Source organism: Phormidium pseudopriestleyi FRX01 (genome assembly GCF_017313335.1).
GTDB classification, from domain to species: domain Bacteria; phylum Cyanobacteriota; class Cyanobacteriia; order Cyanobacteriales; family Laspinemataceae; genus Laspinema; species Laspinema pseudopriestleyi.
Map to the genome: position 1 here is coordinate 1 of NZ_JAFLQW010000236.1, position 25,344 is coordinate 25,344.

General features: G+C 46.2%; 16 protein-coding genes. 9 read left to right on the forward strand and 7 right to left on the reverse strand.

All coding sequences use genetic code 11. The features are described 5' to 3' along the window. Positions 1-426 precede the first annotated feature (426 nt). Positions 427-615, reverse strand: a complete 189-nt coding sequence (locus J0895_RS08645; protein ID WP_207087702.1) for a hypothetical protein — start codon at positions 613-615, stop codon at positions 427-429. A 329-nt stretch (positions 616-944) separates the two neighbouring features. Here J0895_RS08645 and J0895_RS08650 point away from each other — a divergent pair, with 329 nt between their 5' ends. Beyond that, positions 945-3,422: a PAS domain S-box protein gene (locus J0895_RS08650; RefSeq protein ID WP_207087703.1), complete on the forward strand. Its 2,478-nt coding sequence runs from the start codon at positions 945-947 to the stop codon at positions 3,420-3,422. Between the two features lie 108 nt (positions 3,423-3,530). Here J0895_RS08650 and J0895_RS08655 read toward each other — a convergent pair whose 3' ends face one another. From J0895_RS08655 to J0895_RS08665, 3 genes are all read right to left on the reverse strand, one after another. Continuing rightward, positions 3,531-3,683, reverse strand: a complete 153-nt coding sequence (locus J0895_RS08655) for a hypothetical protein (RefSeq protein ID WP_207087704.1) — start codon at positions 3,681-3,683, stop codon at positions 3,531-3,533. A gap of 72 nt (positions 3,684-3,755) precedes the next feature. Beyond that, complete coding sequence (locus J0895_RS08660) at positions 3,756-4,868, reverse strand: hypothetical protein (protein WP_207087705.1); 1,113 nt, start codon at positions 4,866-4,868, stop codon at positions 3,756-3,758. Next, a complete protein-coding gene (locus J0895_RS08665; RefSeq protein WP_277989806.1) occupies positions 4,832-5,992 on the reverse strand; it encodes a DNA cytosine methyltransferase in 1,161 nt (386 codons plus the stop codon). The genes J0895_RS08660 and J0895_RS08665 overlap by 37 nt, the downstream gene beginning before the upstream one ends. 346 nt (positions 5,993-6,338) lie before the next feature. Between J0895_RS08665 and J0895_RS08670 the strand changes: the two genes are divergently transcribed. After that, the gene (locus J0895_RS08670) at positions 6,339-7,463 is read left to right on the forward strand and encodes a THUMP domain-containing class I SAM-dependent RNA methyltransferase (protein WP_207087717.1); all 1,125 of its coding nucleotides are present in this window, start codon (positions 6,339-6,341) and stop codon (positions 7,461-7,463) included. Between the two features lie 56 nt (positions 7,464-7,519). Here J0895_RS08670 and J0895_RS08675 read toward each other — a convergent pair whose 3' ends face one another. Then, positions 7,520-7,942 carry a peptidylprolyl isomerase gene (locus J0895_RS08675; RefSeq protein WP_207087707.1) on the reverse strand — a complete coding sequence of 141 codons (423 nt, stop codon included), beginning with the start codon at positions 7,940-7,942 and terminating at the stop codon, positions 7,520-7,522. 183 nt (positions 7,943-8,125) lie between these two features. On the opposite strand from J0895_RS08675, the gene J0895_RS08680 reads away from it, so the two are divergent. Further along, positions 8,126-8,863: a DNA-binding response regulator gene (locus J0895_RS08680; RefSeq protein ID WP_207087708.1), complete on the forward strand. Its 738-nt coding sequence runs from the start codon at positions 8,126-8,128 to the stop codon at positions 8,861-8,863. Positions 8,864-9,101: 238 nt separating this feature from the next. Here J0895_RS08680 and J0895_RS08685 read toward each other — a convergent pair whose 3' ends face one another. Together J0895_RS08685 and J0895_RS08690 are read right to left on the reverse strand one after the other, a co-directional pair. Beyond that, complete coding sequence (locus tag J0895_RS08685; protein ID WP_207087709.1) at positions 9,102-9,725, reverse strand: TenA family protein; 624 nt, start codon at positions 9,723-9,725, stop codon at positions 9,102-9,104. Positions 9,726-9,824: 99 nt separating this feature from the next. Continuing rightward, positions 9,825-11,780 (reverse strand): ABC-F family ATP-binding cassette domain-containing protein, encoded by a 1,956-nt coding sequence (locus J0895_RS08690; RefSeq protein ID WP_207087710.1) that lies wholly within the window; start codon positions 11,778-11,780, stop codon positions 9,825-9,827. Positions 11,781-12,641: 861 nt separating this feature from the next. Between J0895_RS08690 and J0895_RS08695 the strand changes: the two genes are divergently transcribed. The 6 genes from J0895_RS08695 to J0895_RS08720 all read left to right on the forward strand — a co-directional run bounded on the left by J0895_RS08695 (position 12,642) and on the right by J0895_RS08720 (position 25,119). Further along, positions 12,642-13,694, forward strand: coding sequence for a glycoside hydrolase family 24 protein (locus J0895_RS08695; protein ID WP_207087711.1), 1,053 nt, complete (start codon positions 12,642-12,644; stop codon positions 13,692-13,694). A gap of 560 nt (positions 13,695-14,254) precedes the next feature. Next, positions 14,255-14,686 carry a hypothetical protein gene (locus J0895_RS08700; protein ID WP_207087712.1) on the forward strand — a complete coding sequence of 144 codons (432 nt, stop codon included), beginning with the start codon at positions 14,255-14,257 and terminating at the stop codon, positions 14,684-14,686. 177 nt (positions 14,687-14,863) lie between these two features. Continuing rightward, positions 14,864-15,232: a hypothetical protein gene (locus J0895_RS08705; RefSeq protein ID WP_207087713.1), complete on the forward strand. Its 369-nt coding sequence runs from the start codon at positions 14,864-14,866 to the stop codon at positions 15,230-15,232. Between the two features lie 840 nt (positions 15,233-16,072). Then, the gene (locus tag J0895_RS08710) at positions 16,073-21,283 is read left to right on the forward strand and encodes a PAS domain-containing protein (protein WP_207087714.1); all 5,211 of its coding nucleotides are present in this window, start codon (positions 16,073-16,075) and stop codon (positions 21,281-21,283) included. Further along, a complete protein-coding gene (locus tag J0895_RS08715; protein ID WP_207087715.1) occupies positions 21,280-23,178 on the forward strand; it encodes a hybrid sensor histidine kinase/response regulator in 1,899 nt (632 codons plus the stop codon). The genes J0895_RS08710 and J0895_RS08715 overlap by 4 nt, the downstream gene beginning before the upstream one ends. Positions 23,179-24,264: 1,086 nt before the next feature. After that, the gene (locus tag J0895_RS08720; RefSeq protein WP_207087716.1) at positions 24,265-25,119 is read left to right on the forward strand and encodes an Npun_R2479 family HD domain-containing metalloprotein; all 855 of its coding nucleotides are present in this window, start codon (positions 24,265-24,267) and stop codon (positions 25,117-25,119) included. The last annotated feature ends 225 nt before the right edge of the window (positions 25,120-25,344 follow it).

Here is a 25,344-nt window from a genome sequence, read left to right on the forward strand (position 1 = left end):
CGATAGAGCGCTACATTAACGACCCTCATCATGGTTGGACTACAGTGTAGGCGGTTAAAACCCCTCGTGTGGGCTTTCCACATAGCATCTTTAGAGCGCGAGGCTACCAGCCCTACCGTGTTTCTCTTGTGTAGCGTTTTGCCTGGAGGATTGAAGCATGGCCTGGGACTGTGGTCGCTTTTGTGCCTACTGACCCTAACGGGCGATCGGCACAGATTGGGTCCAGGGATCCCCGGCCCGAATCCAGACCCCTCCCCAGGGAAGAATAGCAGCAAGATAGCTACAGGTGAGGATGATGGCAACCGAGGCGGCCATTTTTCAGTCCGAGGCAGTAATTCGGATTCACCGAACTTAGGCGATCGGTGATGATCTGCGGATTTTCTCCTCTGTCGATTCAGAATAGAGAGAACTCAATTGCAATTGCAATCAAGTTCTATTCGTCACCGAACTGTTCCCCACTCCATGTACCCTAACAAGATAGAAGGGGAAAAAATATCGGGTGTAGAAGTAGCTTAATGCTAGGGTGGGGTCTAAATCCTCCGGGGTGATGCCCCATGCTCGGGTAGCCACTCGATTAGACTCTAACTGCTCCTGATTCAGAGCGGCTAGGGTCAAGGGTTTTCCGAAACAGATGACCTTTCACAGAGCATCTACGGAGTGGTCATCGGGGAAAAACGCCCTCTTGTTTTTTACCCCAGTCTGGAGCGGATCCCGAGAAAGCGGGTATCGCCCCTAAGTCGCCTGCATCAATAAACCGAGGAATTGTCCGTTGCGAGGGCTACATAAATTAGATTGAGGTAAATGCTTTCACCTGCGACTTATTTAGAATACAAGCTAAAGCAATTGGGTAGCCAACAATGGGAAGTATAAAAAAGCCTTTTTGAATCAAACCAGTATTCGAGTGAAGTTGACCCTTTGTTTTTTACCGTGCTACATTTTTTACTATGGCTAAAATCCTAATTGTTGATGATGACGTAACTGTGCAGCTTGTCCTCCAGGACTTACTCGAAAGCGACGGACATCGCATCACCGTGGCCTCTGATGGGACTGAAGGCTTGCGGTTGGCGAGAGAACTGGAACCCGACTTAATCGTTTGCGATTGGATGATGCCCGGACTCGATGGATTAGAAGTCTGTCAGAAAATCAAGTCCGACCCCGAACTCGCACCGATGTTTTTCATCCTGCTCACTGCGCGAGAAGAAGTGGGCGATCGCATCAAAGGACTCAATACTGGCGCCGATGATTTTCTCTCCAAACCCATCGAAACCGAAGAGTTTCTAGCCCGGGTGCGTGCCGCCTTACGACTGCATGGCTTAACCCAGGAACTTAGCCAAGCCAATCAGCAGTTAGAAGCCTTAGTTGAGGTCCAGCGCCGACTCCTCGCCTTTAAGGGAGATACCACCACCGATAATAGTCCCAGCTACCCCTACACAGAAATTCTCAAACCCTTGGGACAAGCGGCTCGTGCCAGTCGAGTCTACCTCTGTCAAAATCCGCCCCTGTCAGCGGAGAATTCCTCGCCAACAGGTCACTCCCCGCTTTTGGTGGCCCAGTGGAGTTGCGAAGAATTAAAAATTCAACCCGGATCCGACACCACTCCCCAACCGGCGCAATGTTTCTCCTTAAAGGCCCCGAGGCTGATTGAGCGGTGGGTCTCTCTGTTAGCCAGAGGAGAAGTCATTGCCGATGTTGTGAGTAACTTTCCCGACTCGGAACGGGTACTGTTAGAACAATCCGGGATTCAATCCCTGCTGATTTTGCCCCTGATGGTGCATGGGGAATTCTTTGGATTTATTCGCTTTGACAACTGCACAGAACCTCGGGTGTGGTCCGAGTCAGAAGTCTCCATCCTCCAGGCTGCCGCTGCTGCCGTCTCTCTTCATAAAGAACGCGCCTTAGCGGAAGTGGCCCTGCGGTCTTCGGAAGCTCGCTATCGGGCCATTGTCGAAGATCAAACCGAACTGATTTGTCGGTTTGCACCGGATGGCACCCTGACCTTTGTCAATGATGCCTACTGTCGCTATTTCGGTGTGAGTCGCAAAGAACTCATGGATGGATCGGTGGTTTCCTTGATACCCGATATCGATCGCAACCCCGTCGCCATGCCAGTGGTCACCCGGGAACGTCGGATCGTCCTCCCCAATGGAGAAGTCCGCTGGCAACAGTGGACCGATCGCGCCATTTTTGATGCCCAGGGAGTGTTGAGTGAGTTTCAAGCCGTCGGACGAGATATCACCGAACAAAAGTTAGCAGAGGCAGCCGTCCAAGCCAGCGAAGAACGGTTCCGCCAGTTAGCCGAAAATATCGAAGAGGTCTTTTGGATTAGCGATCCAGATTATAGCCAAATCCTGTACGTTTCCCCAGCCTACGAGGAAATTTGGGGACTCGAACGCCAGGAATTGTATGAGAAACCCACTGCCCGTTTAGATGCAATTCATCCTGACGATCGCCAAGCCGTCCTCACCGGATTAATGCCTTTAGATCGCCTTGACCGCGAATATCGGATCATTCGACCCGATGGTTCCATTCGCTGGATTCGCGATCGGGGCTTTCCCATCCGTGACGAAGAAGGTAAGATCTATCGTATTGCCGGAATTTCTGAAGATATCACTGAACTCAAACGCGCTGAGGAGCAACTGCGTCATGCCTTGGCAAAAGAACGAGAAATCATGGAGTTTAGAACCCGGTTTGTTTCAATGGTTTCTCACGAATTCCGCACCCCTATGACCACCATTCTTTCCTCTGCTGATTTACTCGAATATTATTTAGAGGAATGGCCCAATGACAAATTCGATAAAAAGTTCCAAGCCCTCCATCGCATTCAATCGGCTACGGTGAACATGACCCAATTACTTGAAGATGTGCTGTTCATCGGACGGGCCGAAATGAGCCAACTTCCGTTTAATCCTCAACCCCTTGACCTCGACTCATTTTGCCAAGGAATTGTCGAAGAATTTCAATTTTCTTCGACTAAAAATTACACGATTAATTTTGAACAAAATTACTCACCCGAGTTTTTAGAACAGAATAAATCCAGTAAACCTGGCTTTGACGAAAAATTATTACGCTATATTTTAAACAATTTGCTGTCTAACGCGATTAAATACTCCCCGGATGGGGGAGAGGTGTATTTTGAATTAGCCTGTACCGAAACCGAGGTGATTTTTATGATTAAAGATTCGGGGATTGGTATTCCCCCCGATGAAATACCCCGTCTCTTCCAAACCTTCCACCGTTGCGGAAATGTCGGAAATATCCCCGGTACAGGTTTGGGATTGGCAATGGTGAAACGCAGTACCGACTTACATGGCGGAGAAATTTCCGTCAAAAGTGAGGTGGGATTCGGGACCTCATTTACCGTTAGGCTTCCTTTGTATAGCCGACAGCCAGAAGAGGATTCAATTTCACAGCAAGTTGGATAATTTTAGTTGATTTGCTCTGGGGCCAATTCAAGGAAAACTGCCACGCTTGCTTAGGGAGTTCCAGAAAAAACGGTGACATTTAACCGGAGCGGAACTTATCCATTCCCTCTATAGCAATCCTTGCAGGATTTGTAACAAAGACTGTGAGCAAAATGTGATGCCTCCGACACGCTTGAGTGGCATCACGCACAGGAGGAAGAGCCAGCGCCGCACAGCACCATCTATGCCGCAGGCTTTTCGCACTACAAGAGTTTCAAGCATGGATCCACGACAAAACTGATTTAGGACTGCTATATATCTGTTGTCGCGGCGGTTCGATTGAATGCCCCTACATTAGGGAGCAATCACTTGATTGATGGGTTTTCGTCGTGCCACGACTGCCAACAGACTAGGAAGTGGTGGGCAAATTGGAGCGCGAATGATGTCCTGAAAACTCGGTTCCCGATCAGAGTCTACCAGATTTGCTGCGATTGGCCCTGAAAAAAGTTGTGGATGGTCCAACTCGATTAATCCCCTAGACCTTTCAAAAGATGTACCATAAGAAAAACTTAATAGATTTACCTCATTCGTATTTTCTGAAAAGAAGTTTCGGAGATTTAGGCCAGTAGAACTACAAATGTAATCAACCAACAAATCTTGGACTAACCAAATGCTCGTTCCCCCCCAATTCAATGCGATTTCACTCTTAACGATCAGTTGGCTCACCATTCGCGCCCATACTTGGCGGTAATTAATACTAGGGGCAGCATGGGGTTGATCCCGTAGGGCATCTTCAAAAGCCATTGGGATAGTTGTTCTGGTATTTTTGTTACCCCCTGAAGTGCTTGAAGTCATAATTTCAATGATGCTGGGTACTCCAGTCGGACAATCTTCTACATAATATTCGCCACCTCGGTTTGCTAGGGTGTAACCCCCGTTTTGAAAGATGGGTTGCAATTTACTCCATTTTTGGTGGGTCGATTCTTCAATTTGTGATTGGCTCTGGGAAGAAATGGGCATGATTAGATAATCAAAAGTGTAGTGAAAGGACATTTTAACCTCATTCACTACCCGGCTATATTTTAAGGTTAATTCAGGCCACACCCCTAAGCGCGTACCTGAAGGATATCCCAAAAGCCGTAAAGTTTCAAGTTCTGAATTTTTTTGACAAGTCCTTTCCCCTGCCCGCTCGCGCCCTAATACGAGAAGTCTTCTAGGGCAAACGATCCAAGGAGCTATATTGGCTTTGACTTGGATGGAACAGACACCAGCCGCTAACTTAGAGCGGTTTGGGAACATGATTTGTAATTCAGGGTGGTGAGATAAGTCGATCTGTGAAAGGTAACGATTTCCTCCACCATCACAATCGCGCTCCATAAAAGGACAGCGAGCTTGCCTCCGGTTCAGTTCAGCTTCTTCAGATCGATCATTTATTGGATAACCAAAGATTTCAAAGATTTTCGGCACGCTAAACTCCTTTGAATACTTGAAGCCAGTATTTTAGCAACAGGCGGTGGCACAGAATTTGCCACTTGTCTATGTTGATCGAGATCTCTGACTCGGCCTGAGCGACTTCTAATTGGCCCTTTGAGTAAATACTCATCGGGATATCCATGAATTCGCATATACTCACGCGGTGTTAAATAGCGGTCTTCTGTGGGGTGAAAAAAAATTTCTCCACAGCGCAATGTTAAGGCTGGTTTCATTCGGGATAAACGTCGAAACTTAGTGGTATCTTTCTTGCCCAGTTTGCCGCGTTGCTCTGGAGGCAAAAGCAATTCTTTTGCTAAATAAGAACCCTCTGGTACCCCATGAATGCGCCGCCGATCTCCATCAGGTGTTACATCAACATGACTATCATCTAGCTGTTTTCCATATTTGGGTTGTGGTTTTCCTAATCCTTCAATCGCTTCACCCACTGTTTTGTAGGGAGGCAAAGGAAACAACGGAAGTGCTTGTTTACAAGAGCAATGGGTCGGTTGAGGAAACTCGAACAGGTCGGTCTTAAGAGTGCTGACAATAAAAACTCGCTCCCTGAGTTGAGGCACTCCATAGTCGGCGGCGCTCATGACTTTCCATTTGGAAAAATAATCCAGGGATTCCAGACGTTCTAAAAGCAACTCAAAAACTCCACCAACTTTCCCCATCGGGTCTGGAGCATTTAAAAGTCCCTTGACCTGCTCGATTAATATTGCTTTTGGACGAAAGATTTCAGCAAAACGGATGATTTCAAACAAAAGTATTCCTCGCTCGTCATCCAAGCATTTCCGCTTGCCAATTTGAGAAAATGATTGACAGGGTGACCCGCCATAGAGTAGATCAAGTTCTCCAGGTTCCATGTCCAGTTCGCCCATGAGTTTTGCCGGATCGATGTTGCGGATATCATCCTCAATAATCCGGGGTTGATGTTGTGGGGTAATCCAGGCTGTTCGTAAGGTTTCACAACAGTAAGGATCTTTTTCTATGCAAGTGACTACATTAAACCCAGCTTGGGAGATGCCCAGATCCATACCCCCGGCCCCTGAAAAAAGAGAGAGCGCATAGAGAAGATCTTCTTCCTTTCTTTTCTTGTTGATTAAAGGTTTGGTCATGGCTACATGGCTACAATTAAACTTCGACTTCGACACTGTTTCTCTTGTGGAACTTGTTCTCTATAGGTTAGCATCAAATAGGCGGTTGGCTGCGATTGCTTTAATCTTAAACCAAATGCTTGAGGAAAAAGGGATGTTCATCTGGGAACCTATAACGAGTCTAAATAAATTTGGATCTGGATCCATATCGGAAAGTTTTGTAGTGCTTTATTGAAGCCTGGGCGCGGTGCACTTATATCGAGCGGGGCTTTCTTTATGACTAACTGATTTAGGGTCGCTATATTGCCTTTTTAATTCAAGAAAATTCCTCGGTCTAACCCATTTGAATGATAAACTATCACTTATGATGACTGAATACTTTGCGACTGTTGCTCGGGGTTTAGAACCCATTGCTGCCCAAGAATTAGAACGGTTAGGTGCTCAGGACGTTCGTCCGGACTTTACAGGGGTCCATTTTTCTGGCGATCGCGCCTTACTTTACCGGGTTAATTTGTGGGGAAGAACTCTGTTTCGCGTTTTGATGCCCATCCGAGAATTTTCTTGCCAAAATGCTGAAATGCTGTATCGAGAAATCCAGTCTATTGATTGGGAAGAGTATCTCGACTCGGGTAATACCCTGGCGGTGAACTGTACCGGCAGCAATCAAAAACTTAATCACACTCATTTTACCGCTTTACAGGTCAAAAATGCGATTGTAGACCAACAACGCGATCGCACGGGAGAACGGTCTACGGTGGACCCGCAGGACCCGGATTTATTGCTGAATTTGCATATTCATGGCGATCGCGCAATTCTCAGTTTAGATAGTTCGGGAAATAGCTTACATCGGCGCGGATATCGTCCGGCAATGGGAACTGCACCCCTCAAAGAAACCTTAGCTGCAGCAATTATAGAACTCGCTGAATATTCCCCAGAACAGACATTTTTAGACCCTTTATGCGGGTCCGGAACTTTACCCTTAGAGGCGGGTTTAAAGGCGTTAAATATTGCCCCAGGATTGTTTAAAGAACGGTTTGGGTTTATGAGTTGGCGAGATTTTGACCAAGAACTTTGGCAGGAAATCCGCCAGGAAGCTCTAGAGAGTCAAAAACCCGAATTAACGGCCCCCATCTACGGCAGCGATCGCGATCGGTCTGTGATCCAACAAGCGCATCTCAATGCTGAAAACTGCGGATTAGATGCCCATGTTAACTTTTCAATCCAAGAATTTTATCAGATAGAACCCCCGGCTGAAAGTGGAATTTTTATCTGCAATCCTCCCTACGGAGAACGTCTCGGTGAAGTTCATCAATTGGGTGATTTCTATAAATCCATTGGAGATATTTTAAAACAGCGTTTTACCGGATGGACTGCTTATATTTTATCCGGGAATAAAGCCCTCACAAAAAAAATCGGGCTGCGACCCTCACGCCGCATTCCCATTTACAATGGTTCTTTACCTTGTACTTTACTCAAATATGAATTGTATTAAATTTGAGTCTGGATTGCTCGGTAGGGGAACCGGGTTTAAACCCCTACCGATTTTACTTAGTCTTTCTCGATTTTAACCGATAGGATTTTATCTTCAGCCCGAATAGAGTTGACAACATCCATATCTTCGGTTTTACCAAAAACGGTATGTTTTCCATCTAAATGGGGTTGAGGAGAGTGGCAAATAAAAAATTGACTTCCCCCGGTATTTCGTCCTGCATGGGCCATTGATAATGTACCCGCTAGATGTTTGTTCGGGTTAATTTCACAATTAATTTTATAACCCGGACCCCCTGTTCCTTGTCCATTGGGACATCCCCCTTGAATCATGAAATTGGGAATCACCCGATGGAAGGTTAATCCATCATAAAACCCACTTTCAGATAATTTGGTAAAATTCTCCACGGTATTCGGGGCATCTTTATCGAACAGATCCAGATAAATCGTTCCTTTGTCGGTTTCCATAATGGCGCGAGGCATAGGTTTCTCCTTGAATTGAGCCAGATTAAGCAGGTTCTGCGTGGGGCGATCGCCCACGACAGACCTATATTACCTTAGCGCGTCGGTTGTTGGGGAGGATTGGGGAGGATTGGGGAGATGGTGTTAATCATGTTGATTGCTGGATTTTTGTACTCTAAATAATGAATCAATCAGAGGAAAATTATGGATAGCGAACAAACCCAAGAAATTCTCATCTTGCGGGAGAAGAAGTTAACGCCGAAGCAAATCGCCCGCAAAATGGGATTGAAAGTCTCGGAGGTTTCCGGGTTTCTGAAGGAACAAGCGGAACAAGTGGCGATCGCCCGTGAGGAATCTGGAGAATTACCCCCCGTAGTCGAGTGTTTAGTCAATGCCAATTGTCTCTCTCGGCTGTTTCCGCAAGAAGAGGCGATCGTCCCCGACGAGGATACAAATAATGATAGAGGGCCGGGTTTTGCGTTGGTTACGGTAACGCGATCGCCTGGATTTAACCGCTTTATTACCTGTAGTTACCTCGTGGATTATTGGTGTTTAGGGGTCAAAGATGCCTCGGGACCGCGCAAATACAATCGCAGTGAATATGAAAGAATTTCCTCCTTGTATTATGAATCCTTGCTCGGGGGTTCTGAGAAAATTTCATTAACTCAGGCTCAAGCCATTATCTGGGGTGCGGTTGAATATGCTGAAAAATCAGGCTTTAAACCTCATCATGATTTTGAAGAAGCCAAAAAATATTTAGGGGAATGGGATGGGGAATTGAAAATAGAATTCGGAGACGATGGCCAACCCTTATACCATAGCGGCCCCTACCACAATCCTAGCGCCATTATTAACACATTAAACAAGTCTGTGGGCGAAGGAAACTATCATTATTTAGTTGGGTTAAATCCGGACGACGAAGAGTTCTTCGACTTCGTATAAATCCGGTTAAATGGGAGCATCCGATGTTTGGACAGTCTGCCCTCATCCCTCTTACAAGAGTAGGTTTTTACCCTCATAGTGATTTGCCTTACGAACGGTCCCCGGACCTTGCCAAGGTCCGGGAACCGGAGGTAAAAAGTCCCTCTCCTACCTTGGGAGAGGGATTTAGGGTGAGGGCGGCTTTCATTGGGATGCTCCCCAAAACTGTGATTATCCCCCGTCTTGACACCCGTTGAGTTTAGGTGGCATTAAATGCCATTTGCCAAAATGCTTTTTCAAATTGAGCCACGGTAATCACGGTTTCTTCGGCTTCTTTCTGAATATCCGGTGAGGCATTACCGAGCATTTCATCGGCTTGTTGTTCTAACAATTTGACATAATCGGTAAAGCCCAGATTTCCCCAGCGATCGGCAAATTCGGTATAGGGTTCCGGTATATGTCCGGGCAATTGCCACCCTTGATTATAAGCCAACTCAACTGCCCACAATCCCGTGGCTTGAACTGCATAAGGAGTCCTGGCAAAACTCTCTAAAAACTGGCTATATTCTTCACAGGTGCGCTGTTTGGAGACATCTAGGGATAAATTCCGTTCGGCAGCTTTGACTTGAAACCAATTCAATTCATCTTTCAGGGCAGTTAAACCCCCTAACAAAACATCAAAATGATGGCGAGGGGCAACGGATAAAATCCGGGCTAACATCCGCGTAAATTCTACCACAAATTGATAATCCTGCACCAGCCAAGTATTAAATTGCTCTGGGGTAATAGTGCCTTGTTTACACCCATCCAAAAAAGGATGTACCGTGGCTTCTTGCCACAGATGTTCATGGGTTTTCAGAATTTCCTGACAGGTGATGGTCATAAGTTCAGAAGAATAAACAACAGGTTTAGGCTTAATTATTCAGGCTAGGACAAAATTGCCTCGCCCTGCATCATCAAGATTGCTGGACAAGGCAGTTATCTAGTTACTAGAATAGGAACTTTCTATTTCAGCCAATTCCATCCACCGTTCCGTGGCTACTTCGATTTCATGAGCCAAATCTTGAACCTTTTGATGGAGTTTTTGCACTTCGGTGACGGCCCCGGGTTCAGCCCGATAGAGGGCTTTTTCCGTCGCGGCTTTTTCGGCTTCCATTTCAGCAATTTTGGCTTCGAGTTGCTGATACTCTCGCTTTTCCTTGGAGGAAAGTTTGCGCTGGCGATTTTTATCCCAACTGACTCGTTCAGACTTGTCAACGGTGGCGGTTTGGGAGTCCTGTTTTTTCTGGGTTTGGCTGGCTGTTGCCTGACGTGCGGCTTCTGCGACTTCGGCTTTTTGGTAGTCGAGATAAACCGTATAGTTGCCGGGGTACTGTCGGAGGTTGCCCCCTTCTTCTAAGGCAAAAATGGTATTGACGGTGCGATCGAGAAAATAGCGATCGTGGGAGACAACGATCGCACATCCGTTAAAGTCTTCTAGGTAATCTTCAAGAACCGATAACGTTTGCACATCTAAGTCATTGGTGGGTTCGTCCAAAATGAGAATATTCGGGGCTCTCATCAAGACGCGCAGTAAAAACAGTCGGCGTTTTTCTCCCCCGGAGAGTTTATGAATGGGTAAATATTGTTGATTCGGGGGGAACAGAAACCGTTCTAACATTTGGGATGCGGTAATTTGGAGTCCGTCGGCAGTTTTGACTAATTCTGCTTCTTCCTTGACGTAATCGATCGCCCGTTGATTTTCATCTCCGGCGGCGAGTAAATCATCACAATGTTGGTCAAAATAACCGATATGAATGGTACTGCCAATTTCTACGGTTCCCGAATCCGGGGCAAGGCGTCCGGTAATGATATCCAGTAAGGTGGATTTGCCGATGCCATTTTTGCCGATAATTCCGATGCGATCCTCGGGACTAAATTTAAAGGAAAAGTCCTGAATCAGAGTGCGATCGCCATAAGCTTTGCTGACATTTTCAAGCTCGATCGCCTTCTTGCCAATCCGCCGACTGGCGGTGGAAATTTCGACTTTCCCTAAACTTTGTTTAAACTCCTTATCCTGGAGATCCATCACCCGACCAATCCGAGCTTTTTGCTTGGTACTGCGGGCTTTGGGTCCTCGACTGAGCCATTCTAATTCCCGGCGCAATACCCCATAATGTTTGCGTTCCTGACTCGATGCCGCTTCTTCAGCTAAGGCTTTTTTCTCTAAATAATAAGAATAATTTCCGTCGTAAGTGTAAAGTTCACCGCGATCGAGTTCGATAATCCGATTGGTGACGCGATCGAGAAAATAGCGATCGTGGGTAATCAGCAAAATTGCACCGCGAAAGCTGTTCAAGTAACTCTGTAACCACTCCACAGAAATCGCATCCAGATGGTTCGTCGGTTCATCCATCAGCAGCACATCTGGATCACTGAGTAAAGCCGCAGCGAGGGCGATCCGTTTGCGGTATCCCCCGGAAAGGGTCCCGATTTGAGCGTCAAAATCTTCGATTCCTAACTGAGTCAGGATAATTTTGGCTTGGGTTTCCATCTCCCATGCACCACTGGTTTCCATTTGGTGCATGACTTCGGATAACCGCGCCATCAAGGGCCCATCTTCAGGGTTCCGGGCAATTTTGTGACTGAGGTCCTCATACTCACGCACCAGGTTCATGCGATCGCCACAGTCGGCAAAAACCTGTTCTAATACCGTCCGGTTTTCATCGAGCTCCGGTTGCTGCGGGAGATACACGATTCTCACCCCAGAATTGACTAAGATTTGTCCGCCATCCACGGGTTCTAAGCGGGCAATCATTTTCAATAGGGTAGATTTGCCAGATCCGTTCGTGCCGATCAAGCCAACTTTATCGGTGGGATTGAGGCTAAAGCTGGCATCCCGGAGGATTTCTTTAATGCCAAAATCTTTTTTGATGGATTGCAGGGTAAAGATGCTCATCGACTTCCTTTTTATGGCACAGACTCCTCCTTCGTATTATCCCTCAGTCGAACCCTCATGGGTAGTCCTTCAGGCTGAATCTGCCTTGAATCAACTTGCTGCCCAGGACAAGAAACCCGGTTTCTTCACAAAATATCGGGCAATCAGTCACAACTCGGTTGCAGAAACCCGGTTTCTCATTTAGGTCAAATCTCAGGTGTGACGGTTCCTGTGGCTCACCTTCAGGCAGCTAGGGATCGGCGCATTCGGAGACTAAATCAACGGAAAGGGGATGAGTAGACAATCTATCATGATACCATTCATCGATTTTTATTTTGCAATATTTTTATTGATAAATATTGATAATTTCCAAAACCGCAAGGCAATAGAATAAAAGGGGAGCATCTCATTTTGGTCGCCCTCATCCCCCAACCCCCCTTCGACCCTTCGACCCTTCGACCGGCTCAGGGCTCAGGGTCGAAGGGTCGAAGGGGGGAGCCGGATTCAAAGTCCCTCTCCCATTTTGGGAGAGGGATTTAGGGTGAGGGCGACCAAAATGAGATGCTCCCAATAAAATTAGCTTGGACTCAAAAGGTTTGAGATCTCCCGATTGGGTGAGATTGTCAATCCGGCCTTGAGGCATCCCTTGATTTAGGTCTACCTGGGGAGTGTTTTTTTGCGCTCACCCAGATGAGAGACTGATGTATAGGAAGCGGACGGCAAGGGAAGGCGATCGCCATTCCTCGTCTACTCATTGCTTAAATCTCCCCTCGTCTGTAGGGGCTTTAATGCCCAAACCGTTCGCGTATAAAGGGTTTCCACTCTGGATCAGGTGGACCCAATAGGACCATTCCCCCTGGGAAAACGGAAAAACAGGACATTATGAACCAAGACACTCTAAAAACTCAAATCCCCCCCGATCGCGAGGCGATTCAACTCTGGCTACAACAACAGCCACCCCATCAACGCCGCGATCGCCGCTTATGGGTCAAAGAGTTTTTAGCCTTTGTCGGGAAACCCCTGGCGGTGGTTAACTTAGTCGATGTTCGAGCTTTTGCCCAAACCCTTGCCGCCCGTCGCATCCCTCCCGAACAAGCTCAAGCGCGATTGTCCGTGATCAAGTCTCTGTTTGCCTATTGGTATCGTCAGGGACAGTTGCCGGTGAATATTCCCCTCCAACATTGGCCCAAAGTCCGGGTTAAAGGACAGTCACCTCCAGGTTCGGCGATTTTCACCGGAATGCTGTCTCATTTAGAATCCACCCTCAGACAGAGATTTGGACGACGGTCCCGAAAACCAGCCACCCGTCAGAAGCAAGCAGCGTTCTGGGGTGGCGTCTGTTTGGCGGGGGTGGCGTTGGCAATTCCAGCCCATTTCAACTCTCCAGCAGAAACCACGGAAGAAATCACCCTTTCCCAACCCGCGCCACAAGTTCGACGCCAGACGGTGGCAAGCCTTAAGGCGGCTCATGTTCAGGCTTTTCTCGATACGATCGCCTGGGCTGAAGGGACTGCGGGTCCCAACGCCTATCGGATGCAGTTTACCGGGACCAAGTTTTCGAGTTTTCAGGATCATCCCCGGGAAATCAAATGTGGGTCTAGCTACGGGTCCCGGCTTTGTTCTGATGCCGCAGGCAAGTACCAGTTTTTGAGTACCACTTGGGACCGCATGGCTAAAAAAATAGGCGCGGCTGATTTCTCCCCCGCCAATCAAGACCGCGCCGCGATCGCCCTGTTGGATGAATATGGGGTATTAGAAGATATTGAGGCGGGTTCCTTCTCTTATGCCGTGATCCAGTTGATTCCGGTTTGGCCTTCCCTTCAGGATGTGGGCAATGGCGATCTCGCCCGGGCGATCGCCCAGTTGGAACAGGTGTATCAGCAGCAATTACGGAAGCATTCTCTTCAGCAAGCCGCGTTCCGAAAAAAAAATTAGCGATCGCTATTTGTCAGGTTAGTTAATATTTATTAATATTTTCTTCAATCAACTCCCGGTAAGGAGTTGAGCAGCGAGAAGAAAAACTCCCCCACCATTTAATCTTTTAAATTTTTCGATTGTTGTTAGCCCACATGATAGAGGGGTTCTCTCTAATCTATTCCTGTGAATCTCTGCCCTGGGGGGGAGCCTTAAGTTTAGTCATTTTGAGATAATAGAAGCTAAGGTAAATCGAAAATTAGGAGTAATCGCATCAATTAATCAGAGGGTTTAGTTCCCTCGGACTAACAGAGCGAATGGCTGAGAAGATAGGATTAAAATAACCCAATCTCGGGCCAAAGCCCTTGAACCCTGAGTCAAGGAAACTATCGATTACCTCAGTAAGAGACCTGCACTATTTTAAAGATTCTTAACAAATTTTTCTAGGACTTAACTTAAAATTGCGGGTCTTCAGGGTGTTCATTGCCATCGCACAGGTAGAGTTCAAAGCTCAGACAAATTTCATAGTTTGAGGCTCGGCGATCGGCGAACTGAAGAGACAAAAATTAAGGAGAATATCCATGAAAGGCATTTATAATATAGTTACTGTTTTAGCGCTTAGTTTAGGAATGGGGATAGCCCCACCGGCGATCGCAGAAAATTTATCTGAGCCTTCTTTCAGGGAATCCCAGACTGTGATTGAAGTCGATTCTTATGACTTTGTAGTGCTCGCAGAAGAGGCATTGGAGGTGGGAGATTATCAAAATGCCATTTTCCATGCCAACCGGGCGATCGATATCGAACCGGGTTTAGGAAATGGGTATCTGATCCGAGGACAGGCCCTTGCCTATCAAGGAGAAATTCCAGCGGCGATCGCCGACTTAAAACAAGCCGCCCAGGTTTACCGTCAGAACCACAATCAAATCGGTTATCTGCTGGCACAACAATATCTGCGGGACTTGAATGCGCCGACTTCTCCTCAAGCCTTAACCCTTCCGGACCTCACCAATTAATCGGGCTCAGAGTCCGGCGATCGCCTTCCTAGGGCAATGGGTCCCCCTGCCCCTGCCCTGATGCGATCGCCCTCCAGGGATGAGCTTGTATAATTTACTACCTCTCACTGAACATAAACTGCTCACCGGATTCACGCCAACTTTAAAAATGTTCCTTGTCTGCAAAGGATAATCTTTATGACTCTCAAGGCGACCCCAGTCCAATTACATTCCCTGCAACCCCTAGCAAATTCACTAAACCAGGCCGCAGAACGAATCCACCTCCTACAGCGTCGCGCCCTCAGTGCGATCGTGATTACCCTCTTCTTGCTCATCCTCACCTATACTCTGGATGTTCTATCCATTTGGGCCTCTATCGCCACATCAACTGCCCTACCCACCTTGGGTTTATTAAACATCGTCACCACCACCCTCGCCCTGCTCACTGGCATAGCGGGGATCGGGGCAGCCATGACCTTTGTCTCCTATCGTGCTAAGGTGCTGCGGTGCGGTTCCCCAGGGGTGAGGACCAAAGGAACCCTGGCTCCCTCCTCATTCAATCCGTAGTCAACCTCTCCCTCTGAAAGCCTCTTTAAAATTAGGCCCAATCCGGTTTTAAAAAGCCGGTTTTCACTTCTTTTGGGCTTGCGGGCTTTGTCCCTGTAGCCACACTCTGCATTGGGTGTGGGTTTTTTCTGGTAATTTTTTCTTTTTTAGGCCAATATCCGGAGGATTTATTACGCAGAATTTCGGGGATTGAGCAATAGGTAGGGCCTTTTTTTCCGTTTAAGGGTTGATAAATCTGATTAGGTTTACGAATCCCTTGGGTTCCCCGCCAGTTTCTGCCCTCCCCCAATTAAAATTTCGGGAAATAAAGATGAGGGAAAAAAAGTTGTCAAAAGGGACTTTATACTGTATAGTTACTGTTTTAAATCAGTCCAACCCGGTTGAGCGGGCTACTCTAATTGGCCGGGTTAACCCAGTGCAGGATGTCAGAAGGATGGAGACGCGCTGATAGAGGGAATCGAGCAAATCAAAATAACCGAAGTCCGTCCCACCCATTACGGACCCTGACCCCCTTAATTCATGATTGGCTGTCCCTTAAGAATTGTAAAAATATGTAAAATCTCCCTTCAGGATCTAGTAAATTAAAATATATTGAGAAATTTTTAGCTTGGCTTTACTTCCATCTCAAGCCGATCACCGGGGTCTATACAAAATTAAACGAGGCTCTATCCGGATAAAAATAGTCAACCCATCCCCGGGGGAAATCCTAAAAACTTACCGATTTAGCATTGAGCAATAAAACCAGTTAGTTCCTTGAAGAAATCAATTAAACGAATTAAAGCCAGTTGAGAGTTCAGGGAAATCACCCTAAAAACTGAAGTCAAAAAGCATGGATATAACATGAATTTAACCCTGATTCATATAATTGAAAAAGACTCGTTAATGCTCGCGCCAGACACCGGGGTGAGTGAGGCGATCGCCCTCATGAATCAACAGCGCGTGAGTTGTGCATTAGTCGTAGACAATCATCAATTAGTCGGCATTTTGACCGCACGAAATGTAGTCAAAATGACCGCCGAGGCGATGGATATCAACATCGTCAAAGTTGCAGCAATTATGACCCGCGATCCGGAACGGATATCGGGTTCCGCTGACTTGGATATTTTTTCCGTATTATCAACCCTGCGCCAGCACAAAATTCGTCACTTACCGGCTATTGATGAGTCTGGAAATATCCTCGGGGTGATTACCCAAAATAGTATCCGCAAAGTCCTTCAACCCACAGATTTATTAAAATTCCAGCAAGTCGCTCAAGTGATGAGCGATCGCGTGATTCACTTACCCCAGACTGCTTCTTTGTGGGAAATCACCCAAAAAATGACCCAGAATCAGGTCAGTTGTATAGTCATTGTTGATGCCAAACATGACTCAGGGACAGTACCCCTGGGGATTATTACAGAACGGGATATCGTTAAATTTCGGGCTTTACAATTAAATTTAGCAGAAATTGTCGCCTCCGAGGTCATGAGTACCCCAATGCTTCCGATTAAAACCCGGGATTCCTTGTGGGATGCTGATCAATTAATGGAAGAAAATGGAATTCGCCGCTTAGTCGTGGTGAATGAATTGGGAAATCTTGAGGGGATCCTGACTCAAAGCAGTCTGTTAGAAGCCCTCGATCCGATTGAAATGTACAGGACCATACAGGTGTTACAGGAGCAAGTCAATCGCCAAGTGATTGAGTTAAATCAAGTGAACGAACGCCTACAGGAGGAAATTGCACTTCGAGAACAGGAATTGCCGGAACGTTCGCGACTTGAGGGGGAATTGAAAGCACAAAATGCTCGATTGCAGACAGAGATTGGCGATCGCATTCGAGTCGAAGCAGCCCTCGCTCAAAGGGAACGAGAACTTAGAGCCTTAGTGGAACACGCGCCAGATTTAATTTGGCGGTTGAATCGTGAGTTTCGCTATCTCTATGCCAACCCCTCCTCGGAAAATCTTTTTCGTATTCCCAGTGGTGAAATTTTCGGCAAAACTATTCAAGAATTAGGGTTTCCTGATGACGTAGTATCCCAGTGGATTGAGGTGCTGCAACAAGCCTTTGAGACGGGGAATGAACAGACCCTCGAATGTGCATTGCCAGGATTAGAGGGAGTGAAATGGTGGGTTGCCCGGATTGTCCCCGAGTTGGGAAACAATGGCGCAGTGGAATCGATTTTAGCCATCGTCCGAGAAATCAGCGATCGCAAACAGACTGAACAAGAACGCTTGCAACTGCTCGATCGCGAACAAGCCGCCCGCGCCGAAGCCGAATCTGCCACAAATCGGGTGACGAATATCCTAGAAAGTATTACCGATGTATTCTTTTCTCTCGACTCCAATTGGCGATTTACCTATATCAATCCCCAAGCTGAAATCCTCTTCCAAAGAAACCAAGAAGAACTGCTTGGGCAAAGTCTCTGGGTCGAATTTCCCGAAGCGAGGAACAGGAGATTTTATGAGGAATACCACCGGGTTGTTGCGGAAAATATCAGCCGGGAATTTTTGGAATTTTATCCCCCTCTAAATCGCTGGTTTGAAATTCATACTTATCCCGCCAAGGAGGGAATTTCGGTGTATTTTGAAGATGTCACGGAACAGATTAAAGCTGAAGCCTCCCTCAAAGAAAGTGAACAGTTTTTACGCAGTATCTATGAAGGGGTAGAAACGGCAATTTTTATTGTGGATGTCTTGGCCGATGGCACATTTCGCTACTTTGATAGTAATCCGACTCATGAACAAATTTGGCAGATTTCTGCGGAAGAAATGAGCGGGACCACTCCAGAACAGATGTTGCCTCCAGCCGTCGCCGAGGAGGTGATACAGCGGTATCAGCAATGCATCGCAACTAGGGAACGGATCACCTATGAAGAAAAACTGCCATTAGAGGGCCAAGATAATTGGTGGCTGACCCATTTAAGCCCAATTTTTGACAGTAGCGATCGCATTTACCGTCTGATTGGGACAAGTTTTAACATCACCGATCGCAAGCAAGCAGAAATCGCCCTGGAACAACAACTCAAGCGGGAGCAATTACTCAATGCCATTCAAGAACGGATTCGCTCCTCTTTGAATTTAGAAGAAGTTTTAACAACGGCTGCCCAGGAAGTTCGCCAATTTTTATCCACCGATCGCGTGTTAATCTACCGAGTTGATCCTGATGGCACCGGCATCATGGTTACCCAGTCGTCCGATCCGCTTGTGCGTGAGATTAACGGGAATACTTTTCCCCAGGAACACTTTAGCCAAGAGGAACGAAACCGTTACACCCAAGGGGAAATTGTAGCGATTGAAGATACCGAGTTGGTCAAACATTTACCTTGTCTAGGGATGTTAATGAAAACCCTAAAGATTAAGGCTAAACTTGTCATTCCGATTTTAACAGAGCAAAATTTGTGGGGTTTACTGATTGCCCATCATTGCCAAAGTACCCGAGAATGGCATTCCTCGGAGATAGAATCCCTGAGATCTATTGCCGGACAACTGGCGATCGCCGTTCAACAATCTACCTTATTTGAGCAAGCCAAGGCTGAACTGATTGAGCGCCAAAAAGCAGAAGAAGCCTTGCAAGCCAGCCAACGTTTCGTGCAGAAAATCGCCGATACTTCTCCCAATTTCTTATATATTTACGATATTTTAGAACATCGGAATATTTATGTCAACCGAGAAATCGCCGAAATGCTGGGCTATTCTAACGAAGAAATTTCCAACTTTGGGAATAATTTATTAACTGCCCTAATTCACCCGGATGACTTGCCAAAAATTCCTGAACATTTTCAAAAACTCTCTCAAGCTCAAGCTCAAGAGGGAGAGATTTTTGAACTGGAATATCGGATGAGAAATGTTCAGGGAGAATGGCGCAATATTTTAGCCAGGGAAACGATTTTTGCCAGAACAGAAGATGGCGCAGTTAAGCAACTGTTAGGCACAGCAACTGATATTACTAAACTCAAGGAAAGTGAAGCCGTCTTGCGGGAAAGTGCCGAACGAGAAAAGGCAGTCGCTTCCGCAGTGCAGCGGATTCGTCAATCCCTGGATTTAGGGACAATTTTTGCAGCTACCACGGAAGAATTGCAAGGATGTTTAAGCTGTGATATTGTTGCCATTTACCGTTTTAATTCCGACTATAGTGGGGAATTTGTCTCGGAAGCGGTCTCATCACAACAGGTTTCCGTCTTGCAAAAAAACAAGCAATCTCTGCACCTATCCGCGCAACCGGCTCCCGGGCAAAATTGCCAGATGCAAGGGTTGATTAATTCTTGCTTAGAATGGCACGATACGCACCTGATCCAGAACACCGGGGGGACTTTTAACCGAGACGAGAGTTGCTTAGTGGTGGAAGACATTTATCAGCGCAACTTTAGTTCTTGTTACTTAGCAAGATTAGAGGAATTTCAGGTTAGAGCTTACATGATTGTCCCGATTTTTTGTGGGGCAAAACTCTGGGGATTGTTAGCGGCTTATGAAAGCGATCGCCCGCGACAGTGGCAACCGAGCGATCGGCAGATTGTCATCCAAATTGGCAATCAATTGGGGGTTGCTTTGCAGCAAGCGGAATGGCTAGAACAAACCCAGAAGCAATCAGAAGCCCTCCAAAAAGCGGCGATCGCAGCGGATGCAGCTAACCAAGCTAAAAGTGAATTTCTCGCGAACATGAGTCACGAATTGCGAACCCCACTCAACGCGATTCTGGGATTTACCCAACTGATGAATCGCAATTCATCCTTAAGCCCGCAACACCAGGAACACTTGAAAATCATCAATCAAGCTGGAGAACATTTACTCTCTTTAATTAATGATGTTCTGGAAATGTCGAAAATTGAAGCGGGTAGAACCATATTGAACCCGACTTCATTTAATATGATTTCCTTTCTCAAAAACTTAGAAGCAATGCTGAAGTTTCAAGCCCAAAATAAAGGCTTGAACCTGAGTTTTGAATTGGATAGCACCCTGCCGAAAATGATAAAATCTGACGAAGGTAAATTGCGTCAGATTTTAATTAATATGTTAGGGAATGCTATCAAATTCACTAACTCTGGTGGGGTGACCTTGCGGGTCAAGCTCAAACCTTATTCAAATCATAATTCTCTCAATAATTCCCTGGATTTCTCCGAAACTCTATCTACCCTCTGCGTGGAAATCGCAGATACTGGATCCGGCATTGCACCGTCAGAAATGAATCAGCTATTTGAACCCTTTTCCCAAACCGAAACTGGACGGAAATCCCAGGAAGGTACGGGATTGGGATTGCCGATTAGTCGCAAATTTGTCCAATTAATGGGAGGAGATATTCACGTCAGCAGCACTGTGGGAGTGGGGACAGTGTTTAGCTTTGAGATTCAAATTGTGGAAATCAACGCCACCCCAGAACCTCCGGTTCAAACTCCTAGACAAGTGATTGGGTTAGACTGTGATCAGGAATGCTATCGGATTTTAGTTGTCGATGATGCGGTTAATAATCGGCGGTTTTTAGTGACGCTGCTTTCTGAGATTGGCTTTGAAGTACGAGAAGCCGAAAATGGTCAAGAGGCGATCGCCCTCTGGTCCAGTTGGGACCCCGATCTGATTTGTATGGATATGCGGATGCCCCTACTAGACGGCTATCAAGCAACCCAACAGATTAAAGCCAGTCTGAAAGGGCAGCAGACTGTGATTATCGCCCTCACAGCCAGTGCTTTTGAAGAAGAACGAGAAGGGATTTTGTCTTGCGGTTGTGATGACTTTCTGCACAAACCCTTTCGAGAAGAAGTCCTCCTCGAAAAAATATCCACTCATCTAGGAGTTAGCTATCGTTATCAACCCGAAATTTCTCCGGATTCCCCAGAAGGATGCTCAAGTCAAAAGCTCTTAAATCGAAATGATATTAAAAAGTATTTATCTCAAATGCCTCCGGAATTTGTGACCGAACTTTATCAATCCGCTTGTCAAGGGTACGATGAAGGAATTTTTGAATTGCTCGAATTAATTCCGGCAGAAAGTAGCCCTCTAGCTCATACCTTGAGAGAATTAACCAAAAACTTTGATTTTGAAATGATTATTGAATTAACTGAACAGGAGGAGGAGGCATGAATTACGCTCTCGGTGAATTAAATAAATCTCGGGAATCCCAAAACACTCGCCCAAATATTTTGGTGGTAGACGATACTCCAGATAACTTGCGCCTGCTGTCCTCTGTATTGAGCGATAATGGTTATCGGGTTTGTAAAGCGTTGAAGGGAGACATGGCTTTAACCGCCTGTAAAAATGCCTTGCCCGATTTAATCCTCTTGGATGTCATGATGCCGGGGATGGATGGTTATGAAGTTTGCAAATGCTTGAAGCAGCAAGAAACCACTCGCCAAATTCCCGTGATTTTTTTAAGTGCCTTGAATGATGTGGAGGATAAAGTCAAAGCCTTTGAAGCCGGAGGGGTCGATTATATTTCTAAACCCTTTCAAGAGGCAGAGGTTTTATCGCGAGTTCAAACTCATTTAAAGTTACGCCAACTTCAGATTAATCTTCAAGAAAAAAATCTCTGCCTAGAACAGGAAATCACTGAGCGTCAAAAGGCTCAACGCTCTCTGGATGTCACTGAAGCCAAAAACCTGGCGTTGGTCAATGCGATTCCTGATGTGATGTTTCGTATTGGCGAGGATGGATTTTTCTTGGATTATCGTAGCCCCTCTTTAGGGGGTCCCGATGACCTCGAAGACAGTCCAGGGAATCAGCCAGGTAATGCTCGTCAAAAGAGTCATGATTTTACTGAAAATATTTTTCCAATTTCTGAATCGTTAGCTGCTGATTCTAGTTTTGTGGGAAAGCATATTAATGAGGTTTTATCCAATGATTTAGCCATTTGGATTATGCATTATGTACAGCAAACCCTCCTGAGTTCAAAGCTCCAGCTTGGGGAGTATATTCAACGGGATAACAACCAAGAGCGGTGGGTTTCTTATGAGGTTCGCTATGTTAAAAGTGGTCCATCGGAGGTGCTGGCGATCGCCCGGGATATTTCCTCCCGCAAACAGGCTGATGCTGCAAGACTCCAGGCAGAAGCTGTCATGCGCCATCAAAAGCAAAAAATTGAACAAGCTTTAACCGAACTTCAAGAGGCTCAAGTTCAATTGGTTCAAAATGAAAAGATGGTAGGCTTGGGTCAATTAGTCGCCGGAATTGCCCATGAAATTAATAATCCCGTTAATTTTATTTATGGGAATATCTTTCATGTTCAAAATGCCATTTCTAATTTAGTCAATCTTCTGGAAATTTATCAACAAGAACACCCCCCCAATGAGAGGGTGCGCGAAGTAATGGAAGAGTTAGATTTTGAGTTCTTAACTGAAGATTTAATAAAAATGATTACTTCAATTGCCGCTGGAGCTGACCGGATAAATCAAATTGTATTATCTTTGCGAAAGTTTTCCCTTATGGATGAAGCCGGAGTTAAAAAGGTAGATATTCATGAAAATTTAGACACCACCCTGATTTTATTGAAACACCGATTTAAAATAGCTGAGGAAACAGAGATTGAATTGATTAAAGACTATGGAACAATTCCCCAGATTCTCTGTTATCCTGGCGAACTCAACCAAGTGTTTTTTAATCTCTTAAATAATGCAATCGATGTTTTAAGCGATATCTTACCCGATCGCCTCACAGCTCAGGAAGCTAATCCCAAAGTGCCGGAGTTCGTGCCTTCGATTCGGATTTCTACAGCGTTAACCGATCGCGAAACCCTGTTGATTCGGATTAAAGATAATGGTCCCGGGATCAGCGAATCTGGGCGATCGCGCTTATTTGACCCCTTCTTTACCACCAAACCCGTCGGCAAAGGCAGAGGATTGGGACTCTCCATTAGTTACCAGATAGTCGTCCAAAAACATGGAGGAGAACTCTCCTGCAATTCCACCCCAGGTCAAGGCACTGAATTCGTGATCGAACTCCCCCTGATGCAATCCACCTCAGACCCGGGGGGAGTTCCCTAACCGGCGATCGCTCACCCAGTCAACCTTGACTCCGTGACTGCATCCAACAGAGATCTCCTGTGACCCCTCCTGTGACCAGAGGGAGGTATCAGGATTGAATATCTGACCTCGGACCGGGGAACTTCTTGCTGCAGACCGTTTCAGATATTCCATCCCCCTAACAATTAGGGCCTTCCTTCCGGGGGTCCATCAATACCTCCGGGGAGAATCTCTAATCCGACGGCGATCAATTTAATGTCATGATTTTTTCATTTTTGAGTCAAAAAATCTTTTTAGCCGTCATCAAACCCCTCGAATTCAGCCGACTCTAGCTTTTCGTCCCTCCAGAGACAACTCAATTGTCACATGGGTCAAATGACTCACATCACATCATCAGGATCAGGTTTAATTCATAATAGAAGCATTTATAAAAAATACCCTGAAAACCCGGTGACTTTAGTCCAGGGATGAAAGGGATAGGCCGGATAAATCCTGCCTATCAGATCTACTAATTGCACAAATGTCTGGCAAGTGTGTTATCTTCAAAAGAGTAGAAAGTTGCGAATTTTGAGAAATCAAGTATCTAGCTTAACAGCAGTACGGATGCTCAACATAATTAATCACAACCAATTACTTTGGTTCTGAACCAATTAAATCGTCAGTAAAAGACGTTAAAACCTACCCCCGGAATGGAGGAAAGTCACGACCGAGGAAGCGCCTTGTCAGACGCTTGATAGCAGACCGCCATTTTTGGCCAAAGGATTGCGCCCGGAAACCCTGACAATAGGGATATTAAGGCGTGCAAGTCTTAAGAATCCCCGTCGCGATCGCGACGGAGATTGTCAAGAAAACCTCAAAACAATTGGTGGACTGGGTGTCCCCCTAAACCGAATGGAACCCAGCCATTTCCATCTCGAAATCCGCCTTGGCAATGAGTGGGTTTCACCCCTCAGTTCCCCAGGCGGGATGTCGATCCAACCTCCAACCCAAATCCAGAGGGAAAGGCGATAGACCCCCAATTCTGGGGGGGTCCGATCTTAAAAGCCCTCTGAGTGGTCAAGAAACCTGCCCCAACTTTAAGACTTAGTTTGATTGAGAAGACGGAAGATGTTTAATTCAACAGCACTACTCATTGAAGCTTTCGTGGAACGCCTGCAATACGGCTACCATCGGACCTACGGAGGATATAAACCGGATTACGCCGAAATAATCTCTTGGGCCGGTGGTATGGCATTAGAAAATATTGCCAACAGTGATGCCCTGTATCACAACGTTGAACATACCATTTTGGTAACATTAGTCGGACAAGAAATCCTGCGCGGCAAACATATTCGAGAAGGGGGCGTATCCTGCGAAGATTGGCTGCATTTCATTATTTCCTTGTTGTGTCATGATATTGGCTATGTCAAGGGAGTCTGTCGTCAAGATGAAGATAGTAAACGACTCTATGCCACCGGCAGAGATGGCCTGAAAGTACCCATTGCCTTTGGCTCTACTGATGCCAGTTTAACCCCCTATCACGTCGATCGCGGCAAACTTTTCATCTCCGAACGTTTCGGAGGTCACCGCCTCATTGATGCAGAAGTCATTAAACGCAATATCGAACTAACACGCTTTCCCGTTCCGGCAGATGAAGATCATAAAGATACATTTAATTATGCTGGAATGGTTAGAGCAGCAGATCTCATCGGTCAATTAAGTGATCCCCGCTACTTGCAAAAAATTGCGGCCTTATTTTATGAGTTTGATGAAACTGGGGCGAATAAAAAGCTCAACTACCGCCATCCCGGAGACCTCCGTCGGAACTATCCCAAATTCTATTGGTATGGCGTTTTTCCCTTTATTACCCAGGCTCTGGCTTACCTAAATTTGACCCAACAAGGCAAACAAATCGTCGCCAACCTCTATGCCAATGTCTTCAAAATAGAACATGAAGACCAGCAGCTTTCTGAGGTGGCCTAAACCGAAAGAAGCGATCGCATTCAAACTCATCCCAACTCCTCCCTCAACAGGGGAAGGATAAAAGGATAAAGGATGAAAGGAAAATTTATAGAAAGCACCGTAAAACCCATGTGCTTTAGCCGTGGGATATAAGGTGGGTGAACGTAGGTACGTAGTTAACCAAATCCATGGTATAATTAATCTGTGCTAAATCAAGTAGGCGGATCAACTGCACGTTGAAATATC